This is a genomic window from Streptomyces sp. DvalAA-43 (assembly GCF_900091725.1).
Classification (GTDB): Bacteria; Actinomycetota; Actinomycetes; order Streptomycetales; family Streptomycetaceae; genus Streptomyces; species Streptomyces pulveraceus.
In genome coordinates, this window is sequence record NZ_FMBW01000033.1 from 16,355 (window position 1) to 36,851 (window position 20,497).

23 protein-coding genes are annotated in these 20,497 nt (G+C 68.1%); 13 read left to right on the forward strand and 10 right to left on the reverse strand.

Annotated elements, in window-relative coordinates:
* Nucleotides 1-41: 41 nt before the first annotated feature.
* Nucleotides 42-1,232: a Gfo/Idh/MocA family oxidoreductase gene (locus GA0115234_RS09775; protein WP_093540506.1), complete on the forward strand. Its 1,191-nt coding sequence runs from the start codon at nt 42-44 to the stop codon at nt 1,230-1,232.
* Nucleotides 1,233-1,440: 208 nt separating this feature from the next.
* Here GA0115234_RS09775 and GA0115234_RS09780 read toward each other — a convergent pair whose 3' ends face one another.
* From GA0115234_RS09780 to GA0115234_RS09805, 6 genes are all read right to left on the reverse strand, one after another.
* Nucleotides 1,441-2,301, reverse strand: a complete 861-nt coding sequence (locus GA0115234_RS09780) for a fumarylacetoacetate hydrolase family protein (protein WP_093540507.1) — start codon at nt 2,299-2,301, stop codon at nt 1,441-1,443.
* Between the two features lie 136 nt (nt 2,302-2,437).
* Complete coding sequence (locus GA0115234_RS09785; RefSeq protein ID WP_093540508.1) at nt 2,438-3,208, reverse strand: YidC/Oxa1 family membrane protein insertase; 771 nt, start codon at nt 3,206-3,208, stop codon at nt 2,438-2,440.
* Between the two features lie 114 nt (nt 3,209-3,322).
* The gene (locus tag GA0115234_RS09790) at nt 3,323-3,655 is read right to left on the reverse strand and encodes a DUF6412 domain-containing protein (protein ID WP_093540509.1); all 333 of its coding nucleotides are present in this window, start codon (nt 3,653-3,655) and stop codon (nt 3,323-3,325) included.
* A 158-nt stretch (nt 3,656-3,813) separates the two neighbouring features.
* Entirely contained in the window at nt 3,814-5,349 is a 1,536-nt protein-coding gene (locus GA0115234_RS09795) for a sodium:solute symporter family protein (protein ID WP_093540510.1), read from the reverse strand.
* Nucleotides 5,346-5,504, reverse strand: a complete 159-nt coding sequence (locus GA0115234_RS09800) for a DUF3311 domain-containing protein (RefSeq protein ID WP_093540511.1) — start codon at nt 5,502-5,504, stop codon at nt 5,346-5,348. The genes GA0115234_RS09795 and GA0115234_RS09800 overlap by 4 nt, the downstream gene beginning before the upstream one ends.
* 55 nt (nt 5,505-5,559) lie before the next feature.
* The gene (locus GA0115234_RS09805; RefSeq protein ID WP_256088695.1) at nt 5,560-6,369 is read right to left on the reverse strand and encodes a class E sortase; all 810 of its coding nucleotides are present in this window, start codon (nt 6,367-6,369) and stop codon (nt 5,560-5,562) included.
* A 186-nt stretch (nt 6,370-6,555) separates the two neighbouring features.
* On the opposite strand from GA0115234_RS09805, the gene GA0115234_RS09810 reads away from it, so the two are divergent.
* From GA0115234_RS09810 to GA0115234_RS09825, 4 genes are all read left to right on the forward strand, one after another.
* The gene (locus GA0115234_RS09810; protein WP_093540513.1) at nt 6,556-7,557 is read left to right on the forward strand and encodes an SEC-C domain-containing protein; all 1,002 of its coding nucleotides are present in this window, start codon (nt 6,556-6,558) and stop codon (nt 7,555-7,557) included.
* 404 nt (nt 7,558-7,961) lie between these two features.
* Nucleotides 7,962-8,456 carry a GNAT family N-acetyltransferase gene (locus tag GA0115234_RS09815; RefSeq protein ID WP_093540514.1) on the forward strand — a complete coding sequence of 165 codons (495 nt, stop codon included), beginning with the start codon at nt 7,962-7,964 and terminating at the stop codon, nt 8,454-8,456.
* Between the two features lie 57 nt (nt 8,457-8,513).
* Nucleotides 8,514-9,545, forward strand: coding sequence for a NaeI family type II restriction endonuclease (locus tag GA0115234_RS09820; protein ID WP_093540515.1), 1,032 nt, complete (start codon nt 8,514-8,516; stop codon nt 9,543-9,545).
* Between the two features lie 52 nt (nt 9,546-9,597).
* Nucleotides 9,598-10,029: a very short patch repair endonuclease gene (locus tag GA0115234_RS09825; protein ID WP_256088702.1), complete on the forward strand. Its 432-nt coding sequence runs from the start codon at nt 9,598-9,600 to the stop codon at nt 10,027-10,029.
* Here GA0115234_RS09825 and GA0115234_RS09830 read toward each other — a convergent pair.
* On the reverse strand, nt 9,958-11,097 hold the full coding sequence (locus GA0115234_RS09830; protein ID WP_093540517.1) for a DNA cytosine methyltransferase: 1,140 nt from the start codon (nt 11,095-11,097) through the stop codon (nt 9,958-9,960). The genes GA0115234_RS09825 and GA0115234_RS09830 overlap by 72 nt on opposite strands.
* Nucleotides 11,098-11,257: 160 nt before the next feature.
* Between GA0115234_RS09830 and GA0115234_RS09835 the strand changes: the two genes are divergently transcribed.
* Nucleotides 11,258-12,010 carry an HNH endonuclease gene (locus GA0115234_RS09835; RefSeq protein ID WP_093540518.1) on the forward strand — a complete coding sequence of 251 codons (753 nt, stop codon included), beginning with the start codon at nt 11,258-11,260 and terminating at the stop codon, nt 12,008-12,010.
* Between the two features lie 31 nt (nt 12,011-12,041).
* Here the strand turns inward: GA0115234_RS09835 and GA0115234_RS09840 are convergent, their stop codons facing one another.
* Nucleotides 12,042-12,665, reverse strand: a complete 624-nt coding sequence (locus GA0115234_RS09840) for an ATP-binding protein (protein ID WP_093540519.1) — start codon at nt 12,663-12,665, stop codon at nt 12,042-12,044.
* A gap of 214 nt (nt 12,666-12,879) precedes the next feature.
* Here GA0115234_RS09840 and GA0115234_RS09845 point away from each other — a divergent pair, with 214 nt between their 5' ends.
* From GA0115234_RS09845 to GA0115234_RS09855, 3 genes are all read left to right on the forward strand, one after another.
* Nucleotides 12,880-13,725, forward strand: coding sequence for a helix-turn-helix domain-containing protein (locus GA0115234_RS09845; protein ID WP_093540520.1), 846 nt, complete (start codon nt 12,880-12,882; stop codon nt 13,723-13,725).
* Nucleotides 13,725-13,937 (forward strand): DUF397 domain-containing protein, encoded by a 213-nt coding sequence (locus GA0115234_RS09850; RefSeq protein ID WP_093540521.1) that lies wholly within the window; start codon nt 13,725-13,727, stop codon nt 13,935-13,937. Before GA0115234_RS09845 ends, GA0115234_RS09850 begins: the two co-directional genes overlap by 1 nt.
* A gap of 363 nt (nt 13,938-14,300) precedes the next feature.
* Nucleotides 14,301-14,780, forward strand: a complete 480-nt coding sequence (locus GA0115234_RS09855; RefSeq protein WP_141718413.1) for a hypothetical protein — start codon at nt 14,301-14,303, stop codon at nt 14,778-14,780.
* A 3-nt stretch (nt 14,781-14,783) separates the two neighbouring features.
* Here GA0115234_RS09855 and GA0115234_RS09860 read toward each other — a convergent pair whose 3' ends face one another.
* Nucleotides 14,784-15,851, reverse strand: coding sequence for a hypothetical protein (locus GA0115234_RS09860; RefSeq protein WP_093540523.1), 1,068 nt, complete (start codon nt 15,849-15,851; stop codon nt 14,784-14,786).
* A 301-nt stretch (nt 15,852-16,152) separates the two neighbouring features.
* On the opposite strand from GA0115234_RS09860, the gene GA0115234_RS09865 reads away from it, so the two are divergent.
* The 4 genes from GA0115234_RS09865 (at nt 16,153) to GA0115234_RS09880 (ending at nt 19,693) form a co-directional block, all read left to right on the forward strand.
* On the forward strand, nt 16,153-16,464 hold the full coding sequence (locus GA0115234_RS09865) for an ArsR/SmtB family transcription factor (protein WP_093540524.1): 312 nt from the start codon (nt 16,153-16,155) through the stop codon (nt 16,462-16,464).
* A gap of 86 nt (nt 16,465-16,550) precedes the next feature.
* Nucleotides 16,551-17,816, forward strand: coding sequence for an MFS transporter (locus GA0115234_RS09870; RefSeq protein ID WP_093540525.1), 1,266 nt, complete (start codon nt 16,551-16,553; stop codon nt 17,814-17,816).
* A 260-nt stretch (nt 17,817-18,076) separates the two neighbouring features.
* Complete coding sequence (locus GA0115234_RS09875) at nt 18,077-19,033, forward strand: hypothetical protein (RefSeq protein WP_093540526.1); 957 nt, start codon at nt 18,077-18,079, stop codon at nt 19,031-19,033.
* 147 nt (nt 19,034-19,180) lie between these two features.
* Nucleotides 19,181-19,693 (forward strand): GNAT family N-acetyltransferase, encoded by a 513-nt coding sequence (locus GA0115234_RS09880; RefSeq protein WP_093540527.1) that lies wholly within the window; start codon nt 19,181-19,183, stop codon nt 19,691-19,693.
* 110 nt (nt 19,694-19,803) lie between these two features.
* Here the strand turns inward: GA0115234_RS09880 and cpt are convergent, their stop codons facing one another.
* Nucleotides 19,804-20,325, reverse strand: coding sequence for a chloramphenicol phosphotransferase CPT (gene cpt, locus GA0115234_RS09885; protein ID WP_093540528.1), 522 nt, complete (start codon nt 20,323-20,325; stop codon nt 19,804-19,806).
* Nucleotides 20,326-20,497: the final 172 nt, after the last annotated feature.

Below are 20,497 nucleotides of genomic sequence, written 5' to 3' on the forward strand. Positions count from 1 at the left end.
GTCGCTTGCACTATGGCAACAGCGTTGCTTAAGTGGCGGACATGACTGGCAACGCGACTCACGAGACGCCCCGACCGTCCGGGACCCCCCTGCGCGTCGGGCTCGTCGGCTACGGCCTGGCGGGTTCCGTCTTCCACGCCCCGCTGATCGCCGCGACCGACGGTCTGGCCCTGGACACGATCGTCACCTCGGACGAGGGGCGGCGGGCGCAGGCCCGCGCCGAGTTCCCCGGCGTGCGGTTCGCCGCGTCGCCGCAGGAGCTGTGGGAGCGTGCGGCGGACGGCCCCGACGCGCTCGACCCGCTCGATCTGATCGTGATCGCCTCGCCGAACAAGACCCATGTCCCGATCGCGACCGCCGCGCTGGAGGCCGGTCTGCCGGTCGTCGTGGACAAGCCGATCGCCGGTACGGCGGCCGAGGCGCGCGGGCTCGCGGCCCTGGCCGAGCGGCGCGGGCTGCTGCTCTCGGTCTTCCAGAACCGCCGCTGGGACAACGACTTCCGTACTCTCGCCCGGCTGGTCGCGGACGGCGAGCTGGGCGACGTACAGCGCTTCGAGTCCCGCTTCGAGCGGTGGCGCCCGCAGCCCAAGGGCGGCTGGCGCGAGTCGGGCGACCCGCAGGAGATCGGCGGGCTGCTGTACGACCTGGGCAGCCATGTCGTCGACCAGGCGCTCACCCTCTTCGGCCCGGCGGCGCTGGTGTACGCGGAGTCCGACGTGCGCCGCCCCGGCGCCGCCGCCGACGACGACACGTTCCTCGCGATCACGCATGTGAACGGGGTCCGCTCGCATCTGTACGTCAGCGCCACGACGGCCCAGCTCGGCCCGCGCTTCCGGGTGCTCGGCCGGAGGGCCGGCTATGTGAAGTACGGCCTCGATCCGCAGGAGGCCGCACTGCGCGCGGGCGAGCGCCCGACGGCGGGCCGGCCGTGGGGCGAGGAGCCGGAGGAGCTGTGGGGCCGGATCGGCTCGGGCGAGTCCCCGCTGACCGGCGGCGGCACCCCGGTCCGCACGCTGCCGGGCGACTATCCGGCGTACTACGCGGCGGTCGCCGACGCGCTGCGCGGCAAGGGCGAGAACCCGGTGACCGCCCTTCAGGCCGCGGCGGCCCTGGACGTCCTGGAAGCGGCCCGCCGCTCGGCCCGCGAGGGCGTCACCGTGAAGCTCGCCGCGCCTTCGGGTTCCGGCTCTTCCGGTTCCGCGGCTTCCGGTGCGGAGGGGCGGTCCGCATGAGCCCGGCGCTCCGAGCCTGACCGAGGCGCGGGAGCCGCCGGAGCCGTGCGCGACAACGCCGGACGGCAAAGGCGCCCGAGGGCGGGGCGACCGCCGAACCCACCGGCCCACCGGCAACCGCTCCTCAGCGCGGGGCGACGCTCCTCAGCGCGGGGCGACCGCCGAACAACCCACCGGCAACCGCCCCAGCCTCCGCCCCACGCCCCCGCTACGCGTCCTTGAGCTCCTGCCGCTGCCGCCCGAGCCCGGCGATCTCCAGCTCCACGACATCCCCGGCCCGCAGATACGGCTTGGGCTCGGGCTGGCCCAGGGCGACCCCGGCGGGCGTCCCGGTGTTGATCACATCGCCCGGGTACAGCGTCATGAAGTGGCTCAGATACCGGACCACCTCGCCCACCGGGAAGATCTGGTCGGCCGTCGTGCCGTCCTGCTTCAGCTCACCGTTGACCCAGAGCTTCAGCGACAGCGCCTGCGGATCGGCGACCTCGTCCGCCGTCACCAGCCACGGCCCCAGCGGGTTGAACGTCTCGCAGTTCTTGCCCTTGTCCCAGGTGCCGCCGCGCTCGATCTGGAACTCGCGCTCGGAGACGTCGTGCGCGGTCGCGTATCCGGCGACGTGCGCGAGCCCCTCCTCGGCGGACTCCAGGTAGCGGGCGGTGCGCCCGATGACGACCGCGAGCTCGACCTCCCAGTCGGTCTTGACGCTGCCGCGCGGCACCAGCACCGTGTCATCGGGCCCGACGACGGTGTCCGGTGCCTTGAAGAACAGGATCGGCTCGGTGGGAATCGCCGCTCCGGTCTCGGTGGCGTGGTCGTGGTAGTTCAGCCCGATGCACACGATCTTGCCGATCCGGGCGAGCGGCGGCCCGACCCGCAGCCCCTCGGCGTCGAGCTCGGGCAGCTCGCCGGGCGCGGCCGCGGCGGCCCGTACCCGGGCGAGCGCCGGCTCGTCGGCGAGCAGGGCGCTGTCGATGTCGGAGACGACTCCCGACAGGTCACGCAGGGTTCCGTCCCCGTCCAGCAGGGCCGGTCGTTCCGCGCCTGCCGTACCCACACGAAGCAGCTTCAACTCTCTGTCTCCCCTTGGTCGAGATCGGGCCCGTCGGATGGGTGGCGGCCACCGCAGGACTGTCCGATCGTCCAAGACATCCGATCACTCCACAAGACCCTGTTCACACACTGGACCGGCGCGGCCGCCGTCCCGCTCACACCGCGGTGGCCATGGCGGTCCCGGCGGCGGGCATGTCGCGGTAGAGGACAGCTCGCTCGATCGCGGTCCAGGTGGTGCTCGTGACGACGTACAGCGCGGCGGCGAGCGGCACCACGGACACGGTGAAGAGGGTGGCGAAGGACATCAGCGGCATCAGCTTCGTCATCGCGCCCATGCCGGGCACCGGCTGGCCGTCGGGGCCGGTGGCCGGGGTGACGGGGTTGGCGGCCATCTGCCGCTTCGTACGCCGGAAGTTGAACGTGGCCACGGCGGCGACGATCGCGAACAGGCCGAGGTAGACCATGCCCTGCGCGCCGAACAGCCCGCCGTGCGCGAGTGCGTCGTGCCAGCGCTCGCCGAGCGGGGCGTCGAGGAGCTGGTGCCCGAGCAGCTCGTTGGGGTCGCCGCCGATCTTCTGGCTGGAGAAGAGGTGGTAGAGCAGGAAGAAGGCGGGCATCTGCAACAGGCTGGGAAGGCAGCCGGAGAGCGGCGAGACCTTCTCCTCCTTGTGCAGCTCCATCAGCGCCTTCTGCATGCGCTCGGGGTTCTTGCCGTGCTTCTTGCGCAGTTCGGCGATCTGCGGCTGGAGCCGGGTACGGGCCTTCTGCCCGCGCGCCGCGGCCCGCGACAGGGGGTGCACGGCGAGCCGTACGAGTGCGGTGAACAGCACGATGGCGGCGGCGGTGGAAGCGGTCTGGAAGAGCGGGTGCAGCGCGTCGGCCAGCGCGCCGACCAGACCGGCGAATGCGGACATGAAGACGGACATGGATGAGCCCTCCGGGGGTCTCGTCGTGCCGGGAGAAAGAACGGACTCGGCATGACGGACCGCGCGGGGCGCCCATGGCGCACCTACGGGAGGAGTGGCTGCTGCTGCGAGCCCCTACGCGGCCGTCGGGAGGGCACGGCCGGGGGCTCGGGGGCGCCTGCGCCCCTTGGCGTCGGGATCGCGCTGTGGCAGGAACGCGGTGCGTTTCTCCCGGTCCCGGATGGCGGTGCGGACCCGGGTGCGGGGCACCGGGGCGGCGCAGCGGGCGCTGATGACCGAGGCGACGGCGAGCGCGGAACCGGCGGCGGCGGTCGCGGCGAGCGCGACGGCGGCGGAGAGGCTGCCGCCCTCGGCGAGGAGGACCTCGGTGATGAGGAAGAGCAGCAGCCCGGCGGGGCGGAGCAGCCGGGCGAGACCACTGCGCAGACGGCTGGCGTCACCCCTCATCGGCCCCTCCCCTCTTCCCCTTCACGGCCGGTCGGCCGGTCTCGCGCCCATGTGTCGTTCGCACACGTGCGCGTCCGATGCTCTCCAGCCGTTATACACGATGGGCCGGGCCGGCCGATATCCACGATGGGTCGGGCGGACCGGCTGGCCCGGCGGGGTCAGTGGCCTGTTCCCGCAGGAGCGCCGTCCGGCTCCGCCGCCCGTTCCGGGGCCCCGATCTCGTCCCGTGCGAGCACTTCCTCGTCCGGCCGGTCGTCGTGCTCGCGCGGCCCCGCGTACGTCACCGCGAGCGCGACGACGAGGTTGGCGCCGAGCGCCACGATGCCCGCGTTCACCCCCCACACCGGATCGTTCTCCGTGAACACGAACCCGCACACCACACCGACGCCCACGACCAGCCCGCTCATCGCCCCGAGCAGGGTCAGCCGCCGCCACATCAGCCCCAGCAGCACCATGGGGAGCAGCTGTGCCATGGCCTCGTACGAGATGAGGGAGAGCCGCACGAGCGTGTTCGGCGCGGTGTACGTGAGCAGCAGCGCGAGGCTCCCCGCGATCACCACGACCACCTGCGCGGCACCCTTCTGCCGCCGCTCCAGGCGCGGTACGAGCGAGAGCACGCTGCGCCCCCACATCGTGCCGATGACCAGCATGAAGACGGCCATCGGCACGATCGAGGACAGCGCGGCCGCCACCCCGATGACGCCGACCGCCCAGGCCGGCAGCGAGTCCACGACGAGCTTGAAGAGCGCCAGGTTGGACTCGGCCCCGACGAGCCCCGGCACGACGAAGAGGGCCGCCATGCCGAGCAGCATCGGCACGAAGAGCAGCACGTTGTAGGCGGGCAGCAGCATCGCGTTGCGGCGCAGCACATCGGCGTTCTTCGCGCCGAGGTACCCGGCGACGGTCGTCGGGAAGATCACCACGGTGAGCGAGTTGAGGAACGAGGTGGTGATGAACCAGGCCTGTCCGAGGCCGCTGTCCCCGTGCCCGGGGAAGGTCAGCCACTCGCTCTTCTCGGTGACGAGCCGGTCGAGGAAGGGCCCGTACCCGTCGAAGTAGTGCAGCGGCACGTAGAACGCGAGGAACCCGAGTGTGGCGATCACCAGCACGTCCTTGAGCACCGACACCCACGCGCTGCCCCGCAGCCCGCTCACCACGACGAAGCCGGTGGTGACGGCGAAGGCGATGAAGTAGGCCCAGTTCAGGCTGATGGCACCGTAGGAGATGGTCGAGACGACCACGCCCATGCCGGTGATCTGGAGCTGGACGTACGGCAGCAGGAAGACGGTGGCGAGGACGGCGACGAGGGCGCCGAGCCAGGGCCGTCCGAAGCGGTGCGCCACCATGTCGGTGATCCCGACCAGTCCGTGCTTGCGCGCGTACGCCCAGAGCATCGGGCCGACGACGTAGCCGATGGCGTACCCGCAGGACATGTACGCCACCACGTAGAGCACCGGGGCCCCGTAGTTGTAGCCCCATCCCGCGGCGCCGAGGTAGCTGAAGCTGGTGTAGCCCTCGCCGGCCATCAGTACCCAGATGAACGCGGTGCCGAGACTGCGTCCGCCCACGGACCACTCGGCGAGCCCGCCGCCCTCGCCGTTCCCCTTCCGCCGCCCGCGCGTCGCGAGCAGCCCGAGGGCGACGGTGGCGGCCATGAAGACCCCGAAGACGGAGGTCGCGACCGTGGCGTTCACCGGCGGTCCCCCCGCCGGGTCAGCCATACGGCGACGGGGGTCAGCAGGGTCGCCCCGAGCAGCCACACGAAGAGGAACGGCAGCCCGAGAACCACCGGGTGGACCCGGTTCACGAGCGGCAGCACCCCCAGGTACAGCACGTAGGGGACCAGCAACCACAACAACTGCGGACGTCGTCTGAGCACGTCAGGGAACCTTAGTGCGACACCGCTACCGCGACCGGACATCCACAAGTCTTCCCCATACGACAAGCCGGTACCGGGAGGTGAATTCGGGCGTGCAGGTAGTGAGCGTCACATAGGAACCGGCCTCGGTGTACCCGGGATACGGCTTCACGTTGCTGCGCGGAACGGCCGCGATGACCCCGCCGTCACGTGGACTCGTCCGCGCGAGCGTCCGGTCGACGGTGTAGGTGTACACGGCGTCCCGGGTCTCGATGTCGACGCGGTCCCCGCGCCGCAGCCGGTTGATGTACCGGAACGGCTCGCCGTGGGTGTTGCGGTGCCCGGCGAGCGCGAAGTTCCCGGCCCGGCCGGGCTGCGCGGTGCCCGGGTAGTGCCCGACGTACCCCTTGTCGAGGACGCCACTCTTGCTGACGCCCTGGGCTACGGGGGCTACGAGCCCGAGGCGCGGGATACGGATGACGGCGTACGCCTGGTCCCAACGGGGCACGGAGCGCGCGGCACCACCGTCAGCCGACCACCCACCGGACCCACTGGCCCCTCCGGCCCCACTGATCCCACCGGCCCCACCCGGCTTGTCGGCACCACCGCCGGAGTCACCATCGCCCGCGGCCCCCGCTCCCCCGCGCTCCTGCCCCCACTCCCGCTCAAGGGCCTGTACCTGGTGCTCGGCTCCGGCACGGGCCTGCCGGTTGGTCCACCACAGCTGATGAACGACGAGCAACAACAGGACGACGCCGAGGGTCACCACCAGCTCGGCGCCCACCCAGAGCCCGCGCGCGGCGACCCTGCGCCCCCGCGCGTTCCGCTGCACCACCACCGGTATCCGCTCCCGCACGGCCCGCACGATAGGCCCATGGCCCGCAACTCTCCACACCTGGAACCGACCAAGGCCCACAGCGCTCCACACCACACCTGACCCGACGCCTGGAACAACCATCGCCCCACCGGCCCGCCGGCCCGTAACTCTCCGCGCCCGGAACAAGCCTCCGCCCCGGAGCCGTACAGCAGTACGGTGTGGTCCATGCGCCCCGACACGCCTGCCGACCACACCACCGAAGCCGAGCGCCTGCTACGCGCCGCGGCGCGGTACCCCGAGGACCGTGAGCCGCTGCTCCTCCAGGCCGCGGCCCATCTGGAACTCGCCGGCGACCGCGCCCGCGCCACCACCCTCTACGACGAACTCCTCGCCGCCTCCGACCTCGACCACCCCCACCTGGTCAAGGCCCTGAACGCGGCCAACCTGTGGGAGTACGGCCACGAGGCGGAGGCCCGCGCGATCATCGAAGGCATCCGCACCGCGGGCCCGCTCGACCCCGGCCCCTGGGAGATCGCGGCCGAGACCCTGGAAGCCCACGACGAGCTCGAAGCCGCCCACGACTACTTCTCGACCGCGCTGACACTGCTCCTGGCGCCGGGCGAGGAAGTCCCGTACGCCACCCAGTCGCTGCTGTTCGGCCGACACCGGGTGCGCAGGCTGATGGGCGTCGACCACGACGCCTGGGACGAGCTGGCCGACACCCTCCACACCGCCGCCGTCCCGCTGGACGAGCTCCACGACCCGAAGCGCCTGTGGTCGCTGGGCTCCTCGGACCCGGGCGAACTGCGGGCCGAGATCACCCGACTCCGGGCGGAGTTGGGCACCTACCGCACCGCACTGTCCCGGCCCTTCCCGGTCGCGGTGCTGCACTGGCCGGCCGCCGAACTCGCCGAACTCCTCGCCGCCTACCCGGACCTGCGCGAGGAGTACCCCTCCCACCCCGAGCACCTGGCCCGCCTGGAGGCCGCCCTCCGCGACCTCCACCAGGCCGGCACCCCGAACCTCGGCATCGTGACCGGCACGGTCCCCTCGTACGAGGCCTTCGCCGCCTCGGAGGCCACCACCCCGACCAACCCGGACCTCCTCCCCCAGTACGCCACCACCCTGGCCGCCCGGGGCCGCGCAACCCCCTGGCCCCCGGCCCGTAGCGCGGCCTGCTGGTGCGGGTCGGGGCGGGCCTACCGGGAGTGCCACGGGGCGGACTGAACAGGGCGGTGCGGGAGGAGCGGCCCGGCCCGGCGGGGCCGCTCCGCCCGCACGAACAGGCACGCGCGCGGGCGCACAACACGCACCCGGCACAGAACCAGCACCGGCACCGGCACGGCGGGAGGCGGGATCCCTCCCCGGAACCGCCCTCGTCCGACCTCCCCGGTCGCCGCTGCCGCTCTCCCCGCCATGCCGGCCGACGCGCCGAGCCCACCGCGGAAGATACGAAGCCGGGAAGCCCCGAGGAAGACACCACGGCGCCGCAGGACCCCGGACGTGCCCCGGCGGTCACTCATCACGCCCCAACGGCACCCATCGGGGCGCGAACGAACACCGGGAGACGTACGCGCTCCGGACAGAAAATTCCCCCGCACCAGCGGAAGCCGCCTACGTATGGTTCTGCCATGCCCGAGCTCCAGCGTCTCCGCCCCGACCACGCGCCCGCCCTGTTCACCTTCGAGCAGGAGAACCGCGCGTTCTTCGCCGCATCCATCCCGGACCGGGGCGACGCCTACTTCGCCGACTTCGACGCCCGCCACACCGCCCTGCTCACCGAACAGGCCGCCGGGCTCTGCCACTTCCACGTCCTGGTGGACACCGACGGCGAGATCCTGGGCCGCTTCAACCTGGTGGACGTCGCGGACGACTCCGCCGATCTGGGATTCCGCATGGCCGAGAAGACCACCCGCCGCGGCCTCGCCACGGCCACCGTCCTCCACCTCTGCACCCTGGCAGCCACGGAATACGGCCTGACCACACTCCGCGCGGCAGCAGCCCTCGACAACACGGCCTCCCGCACGGTCCTGACCCGCACGGGCTTCGTCCCCACGGGAGAAGAGGTCCAGCTGAGCGGGCGGCCGGGTCTCGGTTACATCCGACTCACATCGTCCGAGGCCTGACGAAACCCTGGTGTCAAATTCCTCAGCCAGCCCAGCTAGTAACACTCCAATACACAGATGAGGTTCCTCTTGCTCCCCTTCTTCCCTCAGGACTCTTCAGCCGCAGAAAATATTTCATCAGCGCCACCAGCCGCCGACGATGCCGAGATGGCTACCGTACGAAAATATCTTCTGGGAGAAGATCCCACGGGGGAACGTTTCGCCACCGTCCTCCGGGACACCATTGATCAACTCCTTGACGGCGAACATACTGGCCGATTCGACTGGAACGATCTGCACAAGACAGAAAAGACTCACGCTGGAACTCTTATCGAAATCAACCTTCTGCGCGAATTCAACTTCGCCAGCGGGCATGACATGGACTATCTCATCAGCGGCATCGAGGTTGACTGTAAGTTCTCGCAGAGAAATTATCAGTGGATGATTCCGCCCGAGGCTCTCGGGGAAATCTGTCTCGTAGTCTGGGCCGATGACCATAAAAGTAAGTGGAGTGCAGGCCTACTGCGCGCAGATCGCGAGAAGCTCACAACTAGCGGCAAAATCACCAAGAAAGGAAACCGGGACGGAAAGTTTCGCCTGACTAAGGAACATCACTCATTGGTTCAATGGATCTGGGAAGACAAGGAACTCGAAGAAAACCTTCTTCTTCATATCGACCCAGAGCGCCTTGATTTCATCCTGACCGCAGGCTCGTCGTCCCGCCGAAGTCCAGGGCAAGCAAAGGTTTCCGAGCTGTTCCGAAGGGTCCAGCATCGACGTATCAACCGGACAGTGGTCCGTACTCTTGCCCAGCAGAAGGACTACATGAAACGAGTCCGCTACAACGGCGGCTCACGGGGCGCTCTCCAAAAGGAAGGGATCCTCATCTTCGGCGACTATCCGAATCATCAAACTGCCGCCGAGCAGCTAGGATTGCCAGTGCCGCAGGAGGGCGAGTTCGTCAGCGCACGAGTCGTCGAGGCCCAGCCTCGGCATGGCAGCCGAGTTCGCGCGCTCATGGACGGCCGGTACTGGGTAGTTGCCGATTCGGGCGACGAAGTACAGGAGGCGCCGCTCCTGCCAGAAACCAAGAAGAAAAAGTCGAATTAGAAAAATCGGGAAGGAAGCCTAGGTGGACACCGAAAAGCACTGGGTTCCACCAGTGGGTTCCTGGGCCTCGTCTGCAGGGCGGCGCCGCAATATGCAAGCGATCCGGAGTCGCGACACAGAACCAGAACGACTGATTCGTCGGCTGGTACACGCACAGGGGCTTCGCTATCGGGTCGGAGCGAAGCCCCTGCCGGACCTCCGCCGAACGGCAGACATGGTCTTCCGCCCAGTGAAGGTCGCCGTGTTCATTGATGGTTGCTACTGGCACGGATGCCCCGAGCACTACGTTCCGCCCAAGACTAATCCTGGATACTGGTCTGACAAAGTAGCGCGGAACATGGCTCGCGACCGCGACACGAACCAGCAACTAACCGATGCAGGATGGACCGTTCTCCGCTTCTGGGAACACGAGTCACCTGGGGAATGCGCTGACCAGATCGTTCTCGCTGTGGGTAGGCTCCGTCGGCAGAGGGACGCAGGATGAGCTTTCGCTCGCCTCTGCCCTATATGCTTCAAGTGCCTTCATGATCTGCAGGCCAACCGCCTTGGCGACAGGCGGAGGAAAGGCATTACCAACCTGTCGATATGCAGCAGTCTTGCCTCCCTTAAATACCCACTGCTTCTCTTCCGGTTCTGGATTAAACCCTTGGATCATCGCCGCCTGAGAGACAGTGAGCATGGGCCCATTATCCGTTCCCGTACCGAGATCTCGGCGCGGGTTTTTTGTCGTTCCCGTTTCCTTGTCTGGCTCATCGGCCACACCCAACCCGCAAACTCCGAGGTCAGCCCATGCCTTTTTGGCCCTTGTCGGTCCGAGGTCTGCGCCGCCATGTTTCTTGGATCCACCGACGAGAGTCGGGGCAATCCCATTCGACGCCTTCTCGAACCAATCGTCAAACGCCTTCCCCTGCAGGCCCCGCTTCTTCATAGAGGCCGAGAGGAGTTCGCCAACCGAAAGCGCAGGCGCTTGATTGGCAGGGGGCAGATACCAGCCCTCTACATCGAATCGCTTCCAGTATTCCGGCTTCAACGCTACGAGGATGCTCCTCGGCCGCAGTTGCGAGACTCCGAAGTCCCCGGCCTGCAACTCCTGCCAGTCACATTCGTAACCCAAATCTCCGAGCTCGGCCATGATCTCTTCGCGGTAGCTCTCAAACTTCGACTGCATCAGCCCGCGAACATTTTCGATCATGACGGCCGGCGGGTCCAACTGTCCGGCCAACTTGATCATGGTGGGGAAGAGATCCCTGTCATCCTCGCGGCCAAGCTGCTTACCCGCCAGAGAAAATGGCGGGCACGGTACGCCACCAGCCAGCAAGTCGATTTCGATCTTGCTCTTGAGAGTCCGCGCGGCTCCGCTCTCTACGTAGTCACGAAGGTCGCCTTCGTGCACCTCCCACTGTGGGCGGTTGTGGCGGAGCGTCTCGCACGCGCTCTTGTCCATCTCGATCAGGAGTGCATGCTCGAACCCGGCACGTTCCAGACCTAGCGCCTGGCCTCCCGCCCCAGCGCAGATCTCCACCGAGGTGAACTTCTTCTCAGTGCTGGTCATGCACCCTCCTTACAGACTTGCATGGCGGGCACTCTTTGTGTTCCGCCCTTACAGAGGGTGACAGACCCCACTGACATCGCGACCGTCCTCCAGTGTGCGGCACGAGCCGACCTTCCTCAGACACCCCCGCACTACAGGGAACGCACATACGATATTGCCCATGCGTAGCCCTGACTGGACCTGGGACGAGTTGCTGCTGATCTGCTCGCGCGTTGTGAGCAACGACTGGGGCCAGCTCAGGTCGTACCAGCAGCCCACACGCGACCTCGCCGACCTGCTCCGCTCTCTGCCCCTTCACGGGAACGCGGCACACGATGTGCCCGAGTTCCGGTCGGCCGCCAGCATCAGCCGCAAGAGCGCGGACTTGATCACAGGTCGCCCCGACTACACGGGCCCCGCCACCAGAGGCGGCCGACTGACCAGACTCGTAGCTGAGGCGTTCACGGAACGTGAGACGGAGATGCTGCTCGCCGCGCAGGCAATTGAGGACGGAATCTCGTCCGGTGAGCTCGTCCGTATCCCTGAGCAGCCCAACGAGGTCGATGAGGACGGAGTCCCGGCCGCCGAAGGGCGCCTCCTGACCCGCTGGGCAACCTTCCGCGAGCGGAATCCTGCACTGCGCAAACGCAAGATCGCCCAAGCGCGCAGGCTCAGGGAGCCCCTCCAGTGTTCTGTGTGCGCGTTCGACTTCGGTCGGCGGTACGGCACCCTCGGTGAGGGTTACATCGAAGTGCACCATGTCCTTCCCCTCCACCTCTCAGGCCCGCGCGAGACCAGGCTGGAAGACCTCGCGTTTCTCTGTGCCAACTGCCACCGCATGTGCCACCGAGGCCATCGTGGAGCATCGTGGCGTACTCCCGCAGACCTGCGGGCCGAGGTCGAGAAGGCGGCCAGAGCGGTTGGAACCGCGTAGCCTCCCGCCGCTGACTCGTGCACTGCGTTCGTCACACCGCTTCCGCCTCGAAGTGCATCTGCGCGCGGTCCAGCAACCCGTCCGGGTCGCCACCCCGTGCAGCGACCCAGTGCAGGAGATCCGCGATGAGGTCTGTGGCGGATTCCTCAAGGATCTGAGCAGAGCGACTTCTCAGCAGAGGAGGTGCTCCGACATCGCGCCGGTATTTCGACAGGGCCGCCTCGGCCCGCCGCACCCGCTGGCAATGGATGTCCAGGCCTGCTGACAGTTCACACCAGACAGCCTTTCCCGTCGCAGTCAGCAACGTTCCCCAGTCCGCAGCCAATCCAGCAAGCAGATGCAGCCCCCGGCCGCACTCGTCGTCGCAGGCCGCCGGTCCGACAACTGGCACGCGGTAGCTCTTGTCATGGAGTTCGATCCGCAATCGGCCCCCTGCCGCCTCCATCACCAGGGTGGCTGCGGAACCTCTCCCGACATGCTTGATCACGTTGGCTGCCAGCTCACTTACCACAAGCTCGGCCTCTTCGGTAAACGCCGGCAGGCGCCACTCCACAAGCTGCCCTCTGACGGCTCTCCGCAAGTCCCGGACCGCTGCGGGCTCGGCCTCGAACGGCAGAACGCTGCGGAGTCGCGAGCTGCTTTCGTATCCGGACATGGACTCTCCTTCCGGCGCCACATCAGCCCTGCACGTGTCGTATCCAGACGACTGCGCTGAGTGGTCAGGCTTGCGAGTATGTCAGCAAGAAGTCTCTTCATGAAACTTCTCACGAGAATCGATCGGGTGAATCCGGATAGCCGCAACTAGCGGCCGGCATAGCCTGGTTGGCGCCGGAGGGCCCCAGCGCACACGGAACGGAAGGCCATCACCCATGTCCGTCAGGACCACTACACGACGCCGGCAGCTCGGCGCGATGATGCGCAAGTTGCGTGCGCGGAAGGGCATGACGCTGGAGGAGGCCGGTCGGCTCGTCGGCATCTCGAAGGCCACTGTCAGCCGCTACGAGACCCAGGAAGGGCCCGTGAAGTGGCCCATCGCCGACGCGCTCTGCCGGCAGTACAACGCGACCGACGCGGAGCGGAACGCTGTGGTTGCCCTGGCGAAGGACGCGAAGCAGCAGGGCTGGTGGGGGCCGTACACCGACTCCATCCCCGCTGACATGAACCTCCTGCTGACACTCGAAGACGAGGCCGTGCGCGAGGACCATTTCTCCAGCACTTACGTACCCGGCCTCCTGCAGACGCGGGACTACAGCACGGCGATTCAAGGCGCCAGCGAGATGCGGCTGGCACCCGAGGAGATCCAGCGTCTGGTGGACATCCGCATGAAGCGCCAAGAGATCCTGAGCCGGCCGAAACCGCCTCACCTGTGGGCGATCCTTGATGAGTCAGTGATCCGGCGTGTGGTCGGATCGCCCGCGAACATGCGCGATCAGCTGGGCCACCTGGTCGAAGCCAACAACTCGCAGCACATCACCCTGCAGGTCCTGCCCTTCTCCAAGGGCGCTCACGGCGCGGCCCTGGGCAGTTTCGTGATCCTCGGTGGTGCCGAAGCGAGCCTGGACGTTGTGTATGTCGACCTGCATGTCGGCCCACTCTTCATGGAGACGGACGAAGAACTCGACCGATACAGACTTGCGTTCGACTACCTGCGTGCACAAGCGTTGGACATGGCCGCGTCGTCGGCCTTGATCGAGCGCGTTCGCAAGGAGATGTAATGCTTCTGGTACCTCACTCCCCCGAGTCTCTCCACTGGTTCAAATCGTCTTACAGCGGAGCGAACACGACTGAGTGTGTTGAGGCTGCCCGCCTCCCTCAGTCCACCGCGGTGCGCGATTCAAAGGCCCCTGACGGTCCGATGCTGATGTTCGGCAACGCGTCGTGGAAGGGGTTCCTTTCTGCCGTACAGCATGAACGGCTTGGCGCGTAAAGACCGCCTCCAGCGGAGGGCGCCCGCACCACCTCTCCTCCAGTGACGGAAGAGGACTCACACCGGTAGCAGTGGCGCATGGGCACGGTTCGTCGCTTCTCTCCGCGCCTCGTAGGCCGTCAACGTCCCATCGGCCGTAGCGTCCGCCGTCAGCAACCGTCGACGCTCCGACGCATCCGTGACTTCGGCACTCGCGTACTGCCGCGTCTCCAGTCATCAGGCCTCGCGCTTGAAGGTCCTCTGGAGGAGATGATCACTGTCCGCCCTTGAACGCGGCGGCGGATGGATGGGGTGGGCATGAGGGCAGGGCTCGGCACAGGCGTAGGCAGTGGTCGTCGTGGTGTATTGCGCGGGCTGGGTGCCGTGCTGCTTGTTCTGCTGCCGCTGTCCGGGTGTGTGCCTGGGCAGTACGCGGACGTGCCGGCCGTCACCAGGGCCACGGCTGCGGAGATCGTCGGGACCTGGCGGTGCGTCGATGGCACGGAAGTCACCATGCGGGCGGACGGTACCGCCGCTGTGAAGCAGCTGGACGGGCAGGAATTCGACTTCGACAGCCAATGGCGGATGTCCGGCACCGGGACGTGGGAGCTCACCGACCGGCCCATGGGCTGGAGCGACGGTCAGCACGTGCCCTTGAGCGTCACTCGGCGCACGTCGTCCGCATGGCGCGAGCCGGCGGATGCGGCGGACGAGGTAGCCGTCGACGGCAACTCCGGGGAGCCCGCTCCGGACTCGTACACCTGGACCCTGGAACTGGAGCGCCGCGAAAAGGCGCTGGCCCTGAACTTCTTCTACAGCGATCCTGACAACCACAACGCCTACTACCTGGAGAAGGCACGGTAGCCGTCAGCCCACGCCCGGCGCGGTCGTCGGTGTTGTGTTGATCTGTGCGAAGCGTTCTCGCCAGGGCAGGTGGTCGGGTTCCGGGGAGGGGGATGTGGCGTACATGGTGTTCGCGGCGATCAGGCGGCATGGGGTGCATTCCGTCTCGTCCAGCAGGGGGCGGAAGGTGTGTGCATCGCCTGGGGCCTGGCATTCGATGAGTTCGCGGGGGCGGGTGGGCTCGTAGAACTGGGGGGTTGTACGGGGTTCGGGGAGCTTTTGGGCCAGGCGGTAGCGGAGGAAGCCGACTGCTGAGCGCACGCCTTCTTTCGGGCGTTCGGCCAGCAGGGCCTGGCGCAGGTCGGATGCGCTCAGGCCGCGTTCCAGCCACTTGACGGCCTCGACGGCCAGTTGGGCGGCTTCGCGTGCACCCAGGTGCAGTTCGCGGCGGGTGTGGCGCAGGGAGAGCAGGACGCGTTCGGCGCGGGCCAGGAGGGTGGCGTCCGCAGTTGGTCTCGGGCGCTCCGGGGCGGGAGGTGCGGAGAGCGCGGAGGGCTCGGGAGGCCTGGCGGGCCCGGCGGGCCCGGCGGGCCCGCCGGGCTCGGAGGGCTCGGAGGGCTCGGAGGGCTCGGAGGGTGGGTGGGGAGTGGTTTTATCACTGTGGTCTTCTACCGGTTCATAGCCACCGGCCGTCCGGGCAGCCGGTTCGCCGACCGTCGGGAAGTGCGTACTCGGTGGCGCGGCGGCGAGGGAGAGGGGCGGTGGAGTTCCCCGTACGTGGGTCGCCTGCTCACTCGTCAGGGCGGTGTTCGCGACCAGTTGCTCGGTGATCCAGCGGCCGCCGTCGGCCTGGCTGCGCCACTCGTGTACGTACCCGTTCTCGACCAGTTGCTGTTTCGCCTTCTGGTACGCGCGGCCCTTGATGCCCAGCTTGTTGGCCAGTTCGCTCAAGGGCTTGAAGGTGGTGGTGTCGGGGAGGCCCTGGACGTACAGGAGCAGGATCTTCGCGTCACTGCTCAGACGGGGGTGGCGGACGACATCGTTCGATGCCTTCGTATAGCGCGCGGACGGCGCGATAGCATGACGCAGCATTTCCGGTGGGTCCATTCTCCACTGGTTGTGTAGGCCCTCGGATTGGTGTTGGCGCACCGCTGAGGGCCGCCCTATGTGCGCGTGAACACACAGAGCGTGACGATTTCGTCACCGTACCGCATCTTCCTCATCTGCTGCCACGCGCACGGGACTTCACTCCCGGCAGCGGTCAGGTCAGTCACCCGGGTGAGCCCAGCGCCTGGACGGGGCAATTTGACTTGTCACTACATATCGCGAAAGCTAGATGCGTAACGTGGAGAGAGAGCGTGAGTGGAGAGAGTGTGAGTGAGAGGGTGGCGCGATGAATCCCCTGGCCGTACACAAGGCGCTCGCCAATCCCGCACGCCTGCAGTTCATGCAGTGGCTGAAGGAACCCGAGAAGCACTTCGACGAGGACTCCTACCAACAGCAGGGGCTCGGCTTCCACATCGGCGTGTGCGTCGGCGACATCCAGAAGCGATCCGGTCTGGCGCAGTCGGTGGTGTCCGGCTATCTGCAGACCCTGAGGGACGCGGGGCTGCTCACCTCGGAACGGATCGGCAAGTGGACGTACTACCGGCGCAATGAACCGGTGATCGACGAGTTCGCCGCGTACGTCCGCGACGAGTTGTAGCCCCCCACACACACGCACGTGCGGCGTCGAGCCGCAGTCCTATGCATCTACTTTTCTAGATTTGATGAAAGGTTCTGATCGTTCCGATGAGAAAGACCTCCCTCACCGTCCTGGTACTCGCCCTGGGCGTGTTCGGGATCATCACCACCGAGATGGGCATGGTCGGCGTGCTGCCCCGGGTCTCGGCCGAGCTCGGTGTCACGCCGTCCGCCGCCGGCTGGCTCGTCGGGGTGTTCGCCCTGGTCATCGCGGTGTCCGGGCCATTCACCACGCTGCTCGCCTCCGGCATCGACCGCAAGAAGGTGCTCGCCGCCGCGATCGCGGTGTTCGCCCTCTCCAACGCGGTCTACGCGCTCACCACGCAGTACGAGGTGATGCTCGCCTTCCGCGTCGTTCCCGCCCTCTTCCATCCCGTGTTCTTCGCGGTCGCGCTCGCCACCGCCGCGCGGCTGGTACCCGCGAAGGACGCGACCCGGGCCACGACGACCGTGTTCGCGGGGGTCACCGTCGGCTTCGCGTTCGGCGTGCCGTTGACCTCGTACCTCGCGGAGCATCTGTCGCTGGCTTCGGCCTTCTGGTTCGGGGCGCTCGTCAACCTGATCGCCTTCCTGGGCATCCTGCGGTTCGTCCCGTCGATGCCCGTCGGCCAACGCCTGTCCTATGGCGCCCAGTTGAACGTGCTCAGGCGGCCTCGGATGTGGCTCACCATCACCTCCGTCGCCCTGGTCTTCGCGGCGATGTTCTCGGTCTACGGCTACTTCGCCGAGTACCTGGGGCAGGTCACGCACATGGACGGTACGTGGGTCAGCGCCATGCTGATGGCGTTCGGCATCGTGATGATCCTCGGGAACTTCGCCTTCGGGAGCCTGCTGCGGCGCAGCCTCGTCGGCACCGCCGTCGCCTATCCGGTGCTGTGCCTGGTGGTCTACGTCCTGCTGTACGCGGTCGGGCCGCTGCTCGCACCGATGATCCTGGCGGTCCTGATCTGGGGTGCCGTGCATTCGGGCGGGCTCGTCGTGAGCCAGAGCTGGCTGGGGCGGGACGCGAGTGACGCGCCCGAGTTCGGCAACAGCCTCTTCATCTCGTTCTCCAACCTCGGTATCACCGTGGGGACGGCGGTGGGCGGCTGGGTGCTGGCGGAGTACGGTGCGCGCCAACTCGCGTGGGTCGGAAGTGGGTTCGCGGTGGCTGCCGTAATGGTGATGGGTCTGCGGTTGCGGTGGGAGCGCGTCGGTGCAGGGCGAGGGGCGGAGGGTGCGGCCACACTTGGTGCCGCTGGTGACGCCGGCGTCGCCGGCGCTGTCAGTGCCGCTGATGTCGCTGGGGCCGAGGCTGTGAGTCGGGGCGACTGACGGGCCCTGCCGCCCGCCGCGTTGTTCGGGTCGCGGGGGTGCGGGGTGCGGGGGTGCAGGGTGTACGGGGTGCGGCCAAAAGAGTGCCTCCCGGGCCATCTCCTGGGCGCGATGCCAGGACTTTCGGGAGACTGACGGTCATTGCTGGCGGTGCGCCTTGAACAGCTCACAGCGAGAGGCGATTTCCGGCCACAACACAACACCCCTTACCCTGCGATACATCGGTCACCAACGGTCGGCCGGAAAAGAAGGGCGACAACATGACCTCCGAGACCAACACACTGGTCACCATCGATGCCACAACTTCCTTGCTGGAGGCGGAACTTCCCCGCCTGGAGCAGCACCAGCAGACTCTGGAGAAGGAGCTCGCGACGGTCACCGAGCGCCTGGAGTCGGTGCGGACCGCGCTGACGGCGCTGCGTGCGCTGTCGGCCGCCCCCGCCCCGGCTCCCGCCGCGAGCGCGACCGCGGACGCGTCGGCGGAGCCGAAGGTGACGGAGCCGAGCGAGTCCAAGGACGCCAAGGCCACGGCGGCGACCGTTGCCGCTCCCAGGATTCCGCAGCAGGCACAGGACTCCATCGACACCGCAGATTCCTCCGCCTCCGCTGAATCCGCCGAGTCCACCGAGTCCGCCGTCCAGGCGGAAGCGCCGCAGGAGCAGGCGCCGGCCACCCCCGCACGCCGTACCGCCCGCAAGGCGCCCGCCGCGCCCAAGGGCCGCAAGCAGGCTGCCGCCAAGCCGAGGGCCCAGCGCGGCCAGGCCAAGAAGGCCGTCGCCGCAAAGGCCGCCGAGGACATCAAGGACGCCGAGGGCGCCAAGGACGCGGAATCCGCCGCACCCGCGAAGACGGCCAAGGCGACCAGGGCAGTCAAGACGGTCAAGGACAGCAAGCCCGCCGCACCGGCGAAGGCCACCAAGTCCACCAAGGCCACCAAGGTCGCGAAGGCCAGGGCGCCGAAGAAGGCCGCTGCCACCGCCACCGCCCCGACCGCCGCGCCGGCCGTCGACGACAGTGGCAGCCTCACCGAGCTGACCATGAAGGTGCTCGCCGAGTCCGGCGACACCCCCGTGCGCGCCCGCGACGTGACGAAGGCCCTCGGGCGTGAGCTCACTCCCAACGGCATCAACACCGTACGCAGCACCCTCGACCGGCTCGTCGCCACCTCCCGGGCCCACCGCGCCGGCCGGGGCCTCTACCAGGCTCCCGCGAACTGAACCGCTCGTAAGGGGAGTTGGCTGAATGCCCGGTGCCGCCACTTCGGCGGCACCGGGCATCCCTGCGTTCTGGGGGCAGGAAGGCGGAGCGATGGCGCAGAAAATACCCGTTCGAGGCGGCAGGGCATCGCTCTGTAGGTTGCCCGCATGTCTTCCCCATCATTGCGTCTGGAAAAGGTCACGGCGGACAACGTCGAGGCCGCCTGCGGACTGAACGTACGACCCGACCAGGACGGGCTCGTGAAGCCGGTCGCCTGGTCGCTCGCTCAGGCCTACGCGACCCCTGACATCGCCTGGCCCCGGCTGGTCTTCGACGGAGAGCGGCTCGTCGGCTTCGTCATGGCCTTCTTCGACGTCCGGTTCTACCCGGACGACCCGAACGACAACAGGCTCCGCTCCGGGCTCTGGCGGCTGAACATCGACGCCGCTCACCAGGGGCAGGGGTACGGCCGTTTCGCCGTGGAGGCGGTGTGCGAGGAGATCCGGCGGCGGGGGCGGACACGGGCGACGGTGAGCTGGGTTCCCGGTGAGCACGGGCCCGAGCGGTTCTACTCCAAGCTCGGGTTCCGGCTGACCGGGGAGATGAGCGGGGATCAGGTCGTCGGTGAGCTGGAGCTCGGCGACGTGCAAGGGCGCGTAAGTGCGCGTAGTGGCGCGTAGTGCTGTGGCCGGAAACGATCAGTGGGGCGCCCTGGAGTGTCTTGGGGGGTGGGGGTTGGGGGTTGATGAGGGGGCGTCGGTGGGGGTGCGGGCGACAGGGCCGCGACCCGTCACCCGAGGTGTGCTGCGATGATCCGCGCGCACTCCATCGGCTCCCGCCGCGTCGTGTCCACCTCGATGTCGTACCTCACGCCCTGGTGGACCAGGTCCGCCTGTGCGGCCGCCATGCCAAGCACCCGGTCGCCCCGTGCGGCCTCCCTCGCGGCGGCGACGGCGCTCTCGCACCGGACTCCGACCCACAGCACCCGGATCCCGTCGAGCGCCTTCTGCCACCGCTGCTGGGAGTCCGCGCCGCCGAGGAACACCTCGTCGACGACGACCCCGGCTCCCGCACGGGCCATCGCGGCGATCCCCTCGATCCACGCCGTCTCCAACGTACGGAACTCGGGGCCGACGACCACCTCGCCGTCCGGAGCGAACTCGATGCCCGCGTCCGACTCGCTCATGGACGCGGGCATCGCCTCGATCAGTGTGTCCACCCCGAAGGTCAGCCATGGATCCGGCAACACCTCCTGAAGACACCGGGCGATGCCGGACTTCCCCGAGCTGGACCCACCGTTGAGCACGATCATCTGCGTCTTCACCGGGCCACACTAGGACCCGCCGGCGGGTCGGTGCAGCCGTACAGCCGTACAGCGGTACAGCCGTGGAGTCATGGGGTCGTACAGCCCTGCAGCGCGGCGGACGCACGGGGGGCACGCCTCCGAGCGGCTGGAGCTCCGCTCGGTGTTCTGGTCTGCACGC

Excerpts from the sequence above, each read along its gene's own strand:
- GA0115234_RS09775 (WP_093540506.1), top strand. The coding sequence starts at position 42 with ATGACTGGCAACGCGACTCACGAGACGCCCCGACCGTCCGGGACCCCC.
- GA0115234_RS09785 (WP_093540508.1), bottom strand. The coding sequence starts at position 3,208 with ATGTCCGTCTTCATGTCCGCATTCGCCGGTCTGGTCGGCGCGCTGGCC.
- GA0115234_RS09790 (WP_093540509.1), bottom strand. The coding sequence starts at position 3,655 with ATGAGGGGTGACGCCAGCCGTCTGCGCAGTGGTCTCGCCCGGCTGCTC.
- GA0115234_RS09810 (WP_093540513.1), top strand. The coding sequence starts at position 6,556 with ATGCGCCCCGACACGCCTGCCGACCACACCACCGAAGCCGAGCGCCTG.
- GA0115234_RS09815 (WP_093540514.1), top strand. The coding sequence starts at position 7,962 with ATGCCCGAGCTCCAGCGTCTCCGCCCCGACCACGCGCCCGCCCTGTTC.
- GA0115234_RS09820 (WP_093540515.1), top strand. The coding sequence starts at position 8,514 with ATGAGGTTCCTCTTGCTCCCCTTCTTCCCTCAGGACTCTTCAGCCGCA.
- GA0115234_RS09830 (WP_093540517.1), bottom strand. The coding sequence starts at position 11,097 with ATGACCAGCACTGAGAAGAAGTTCACCTCGGTGGAGATCTGCGCTGGG.
- GA0115234_RS09835 (WP_093540518.1), top strand. The coding sequence starts at position 11,258 with ATGCGTAGCCCTGACTGGACCTGGGACGAGTTGCTGCTGATCTGCTCG.
- GA0115234_RS09840 (WP_093540519.1), bottom strand. The coding sequence starts at position 12,665 with ATGTCCGGATACGAAAGCAGCTCGCGACTCCGCAGCGTTCTGCCGTTC.
- GA0115234_RS09845 (WP_093540520.1), top strand. The coding sequence starts at position 12,880 with ATGTCCGTCAGGACCACTACACGACGCCGGCAGCTCGGCGCGATGATG.
- GA0115234_RS09850 (WP_093540521.1), top strand. The coding sequence starts at position 13,725 with ATGCTTCTGGTACCTCACTCCCCCGAGTCTCTCCACTGGTTCAAATCG.
- GA0115234_RS09860 (WP_093540523.1), bottom strand. The coding sequence starts at position 15,851 with ATGCTGCGTCATGCTATCGCGCCGTCCGCGCGCTATACGAAGGCATCG.
- GA0115234_RS09865 (WP_093540524.1), top strand. The coding sequence starts at position 16,153 with ATGAATCCCCTGGCCGTACACAAGGCGCTCGCCAATCCCGCACGCCTG.
- GA0115234_RS09870 (WP_093540525.1), top strand. The coding sequence starts at position 16,551 with ATGAGAAAGACCTCCCTCACCGTCCTGGTACTCGCCCTGGGCGTGTTC.
- GA0115234_RS09875 (WP_093540526.1), top strand. The coding sequence starts at position 18,077 with ATGACCTCCGAGACCAACACACTGGTCACCATCGATGCCACAACTTCC.
- GA0115234_RS09880 (WP_093540527.1), top strand. The coding sequence starts at position 19,181 with ATGTCTTCCCCATCATTGCGTCTGGAAAAGGTCACGGCGGACAACGTC.
- cpt (WP_093540528.1), bottom strand. The coding sequence starts at position 20,325 with ATGATCGTGCTCAACGGTGGGTCCAGCTCGGGGAAGTCCGGCATCGCC.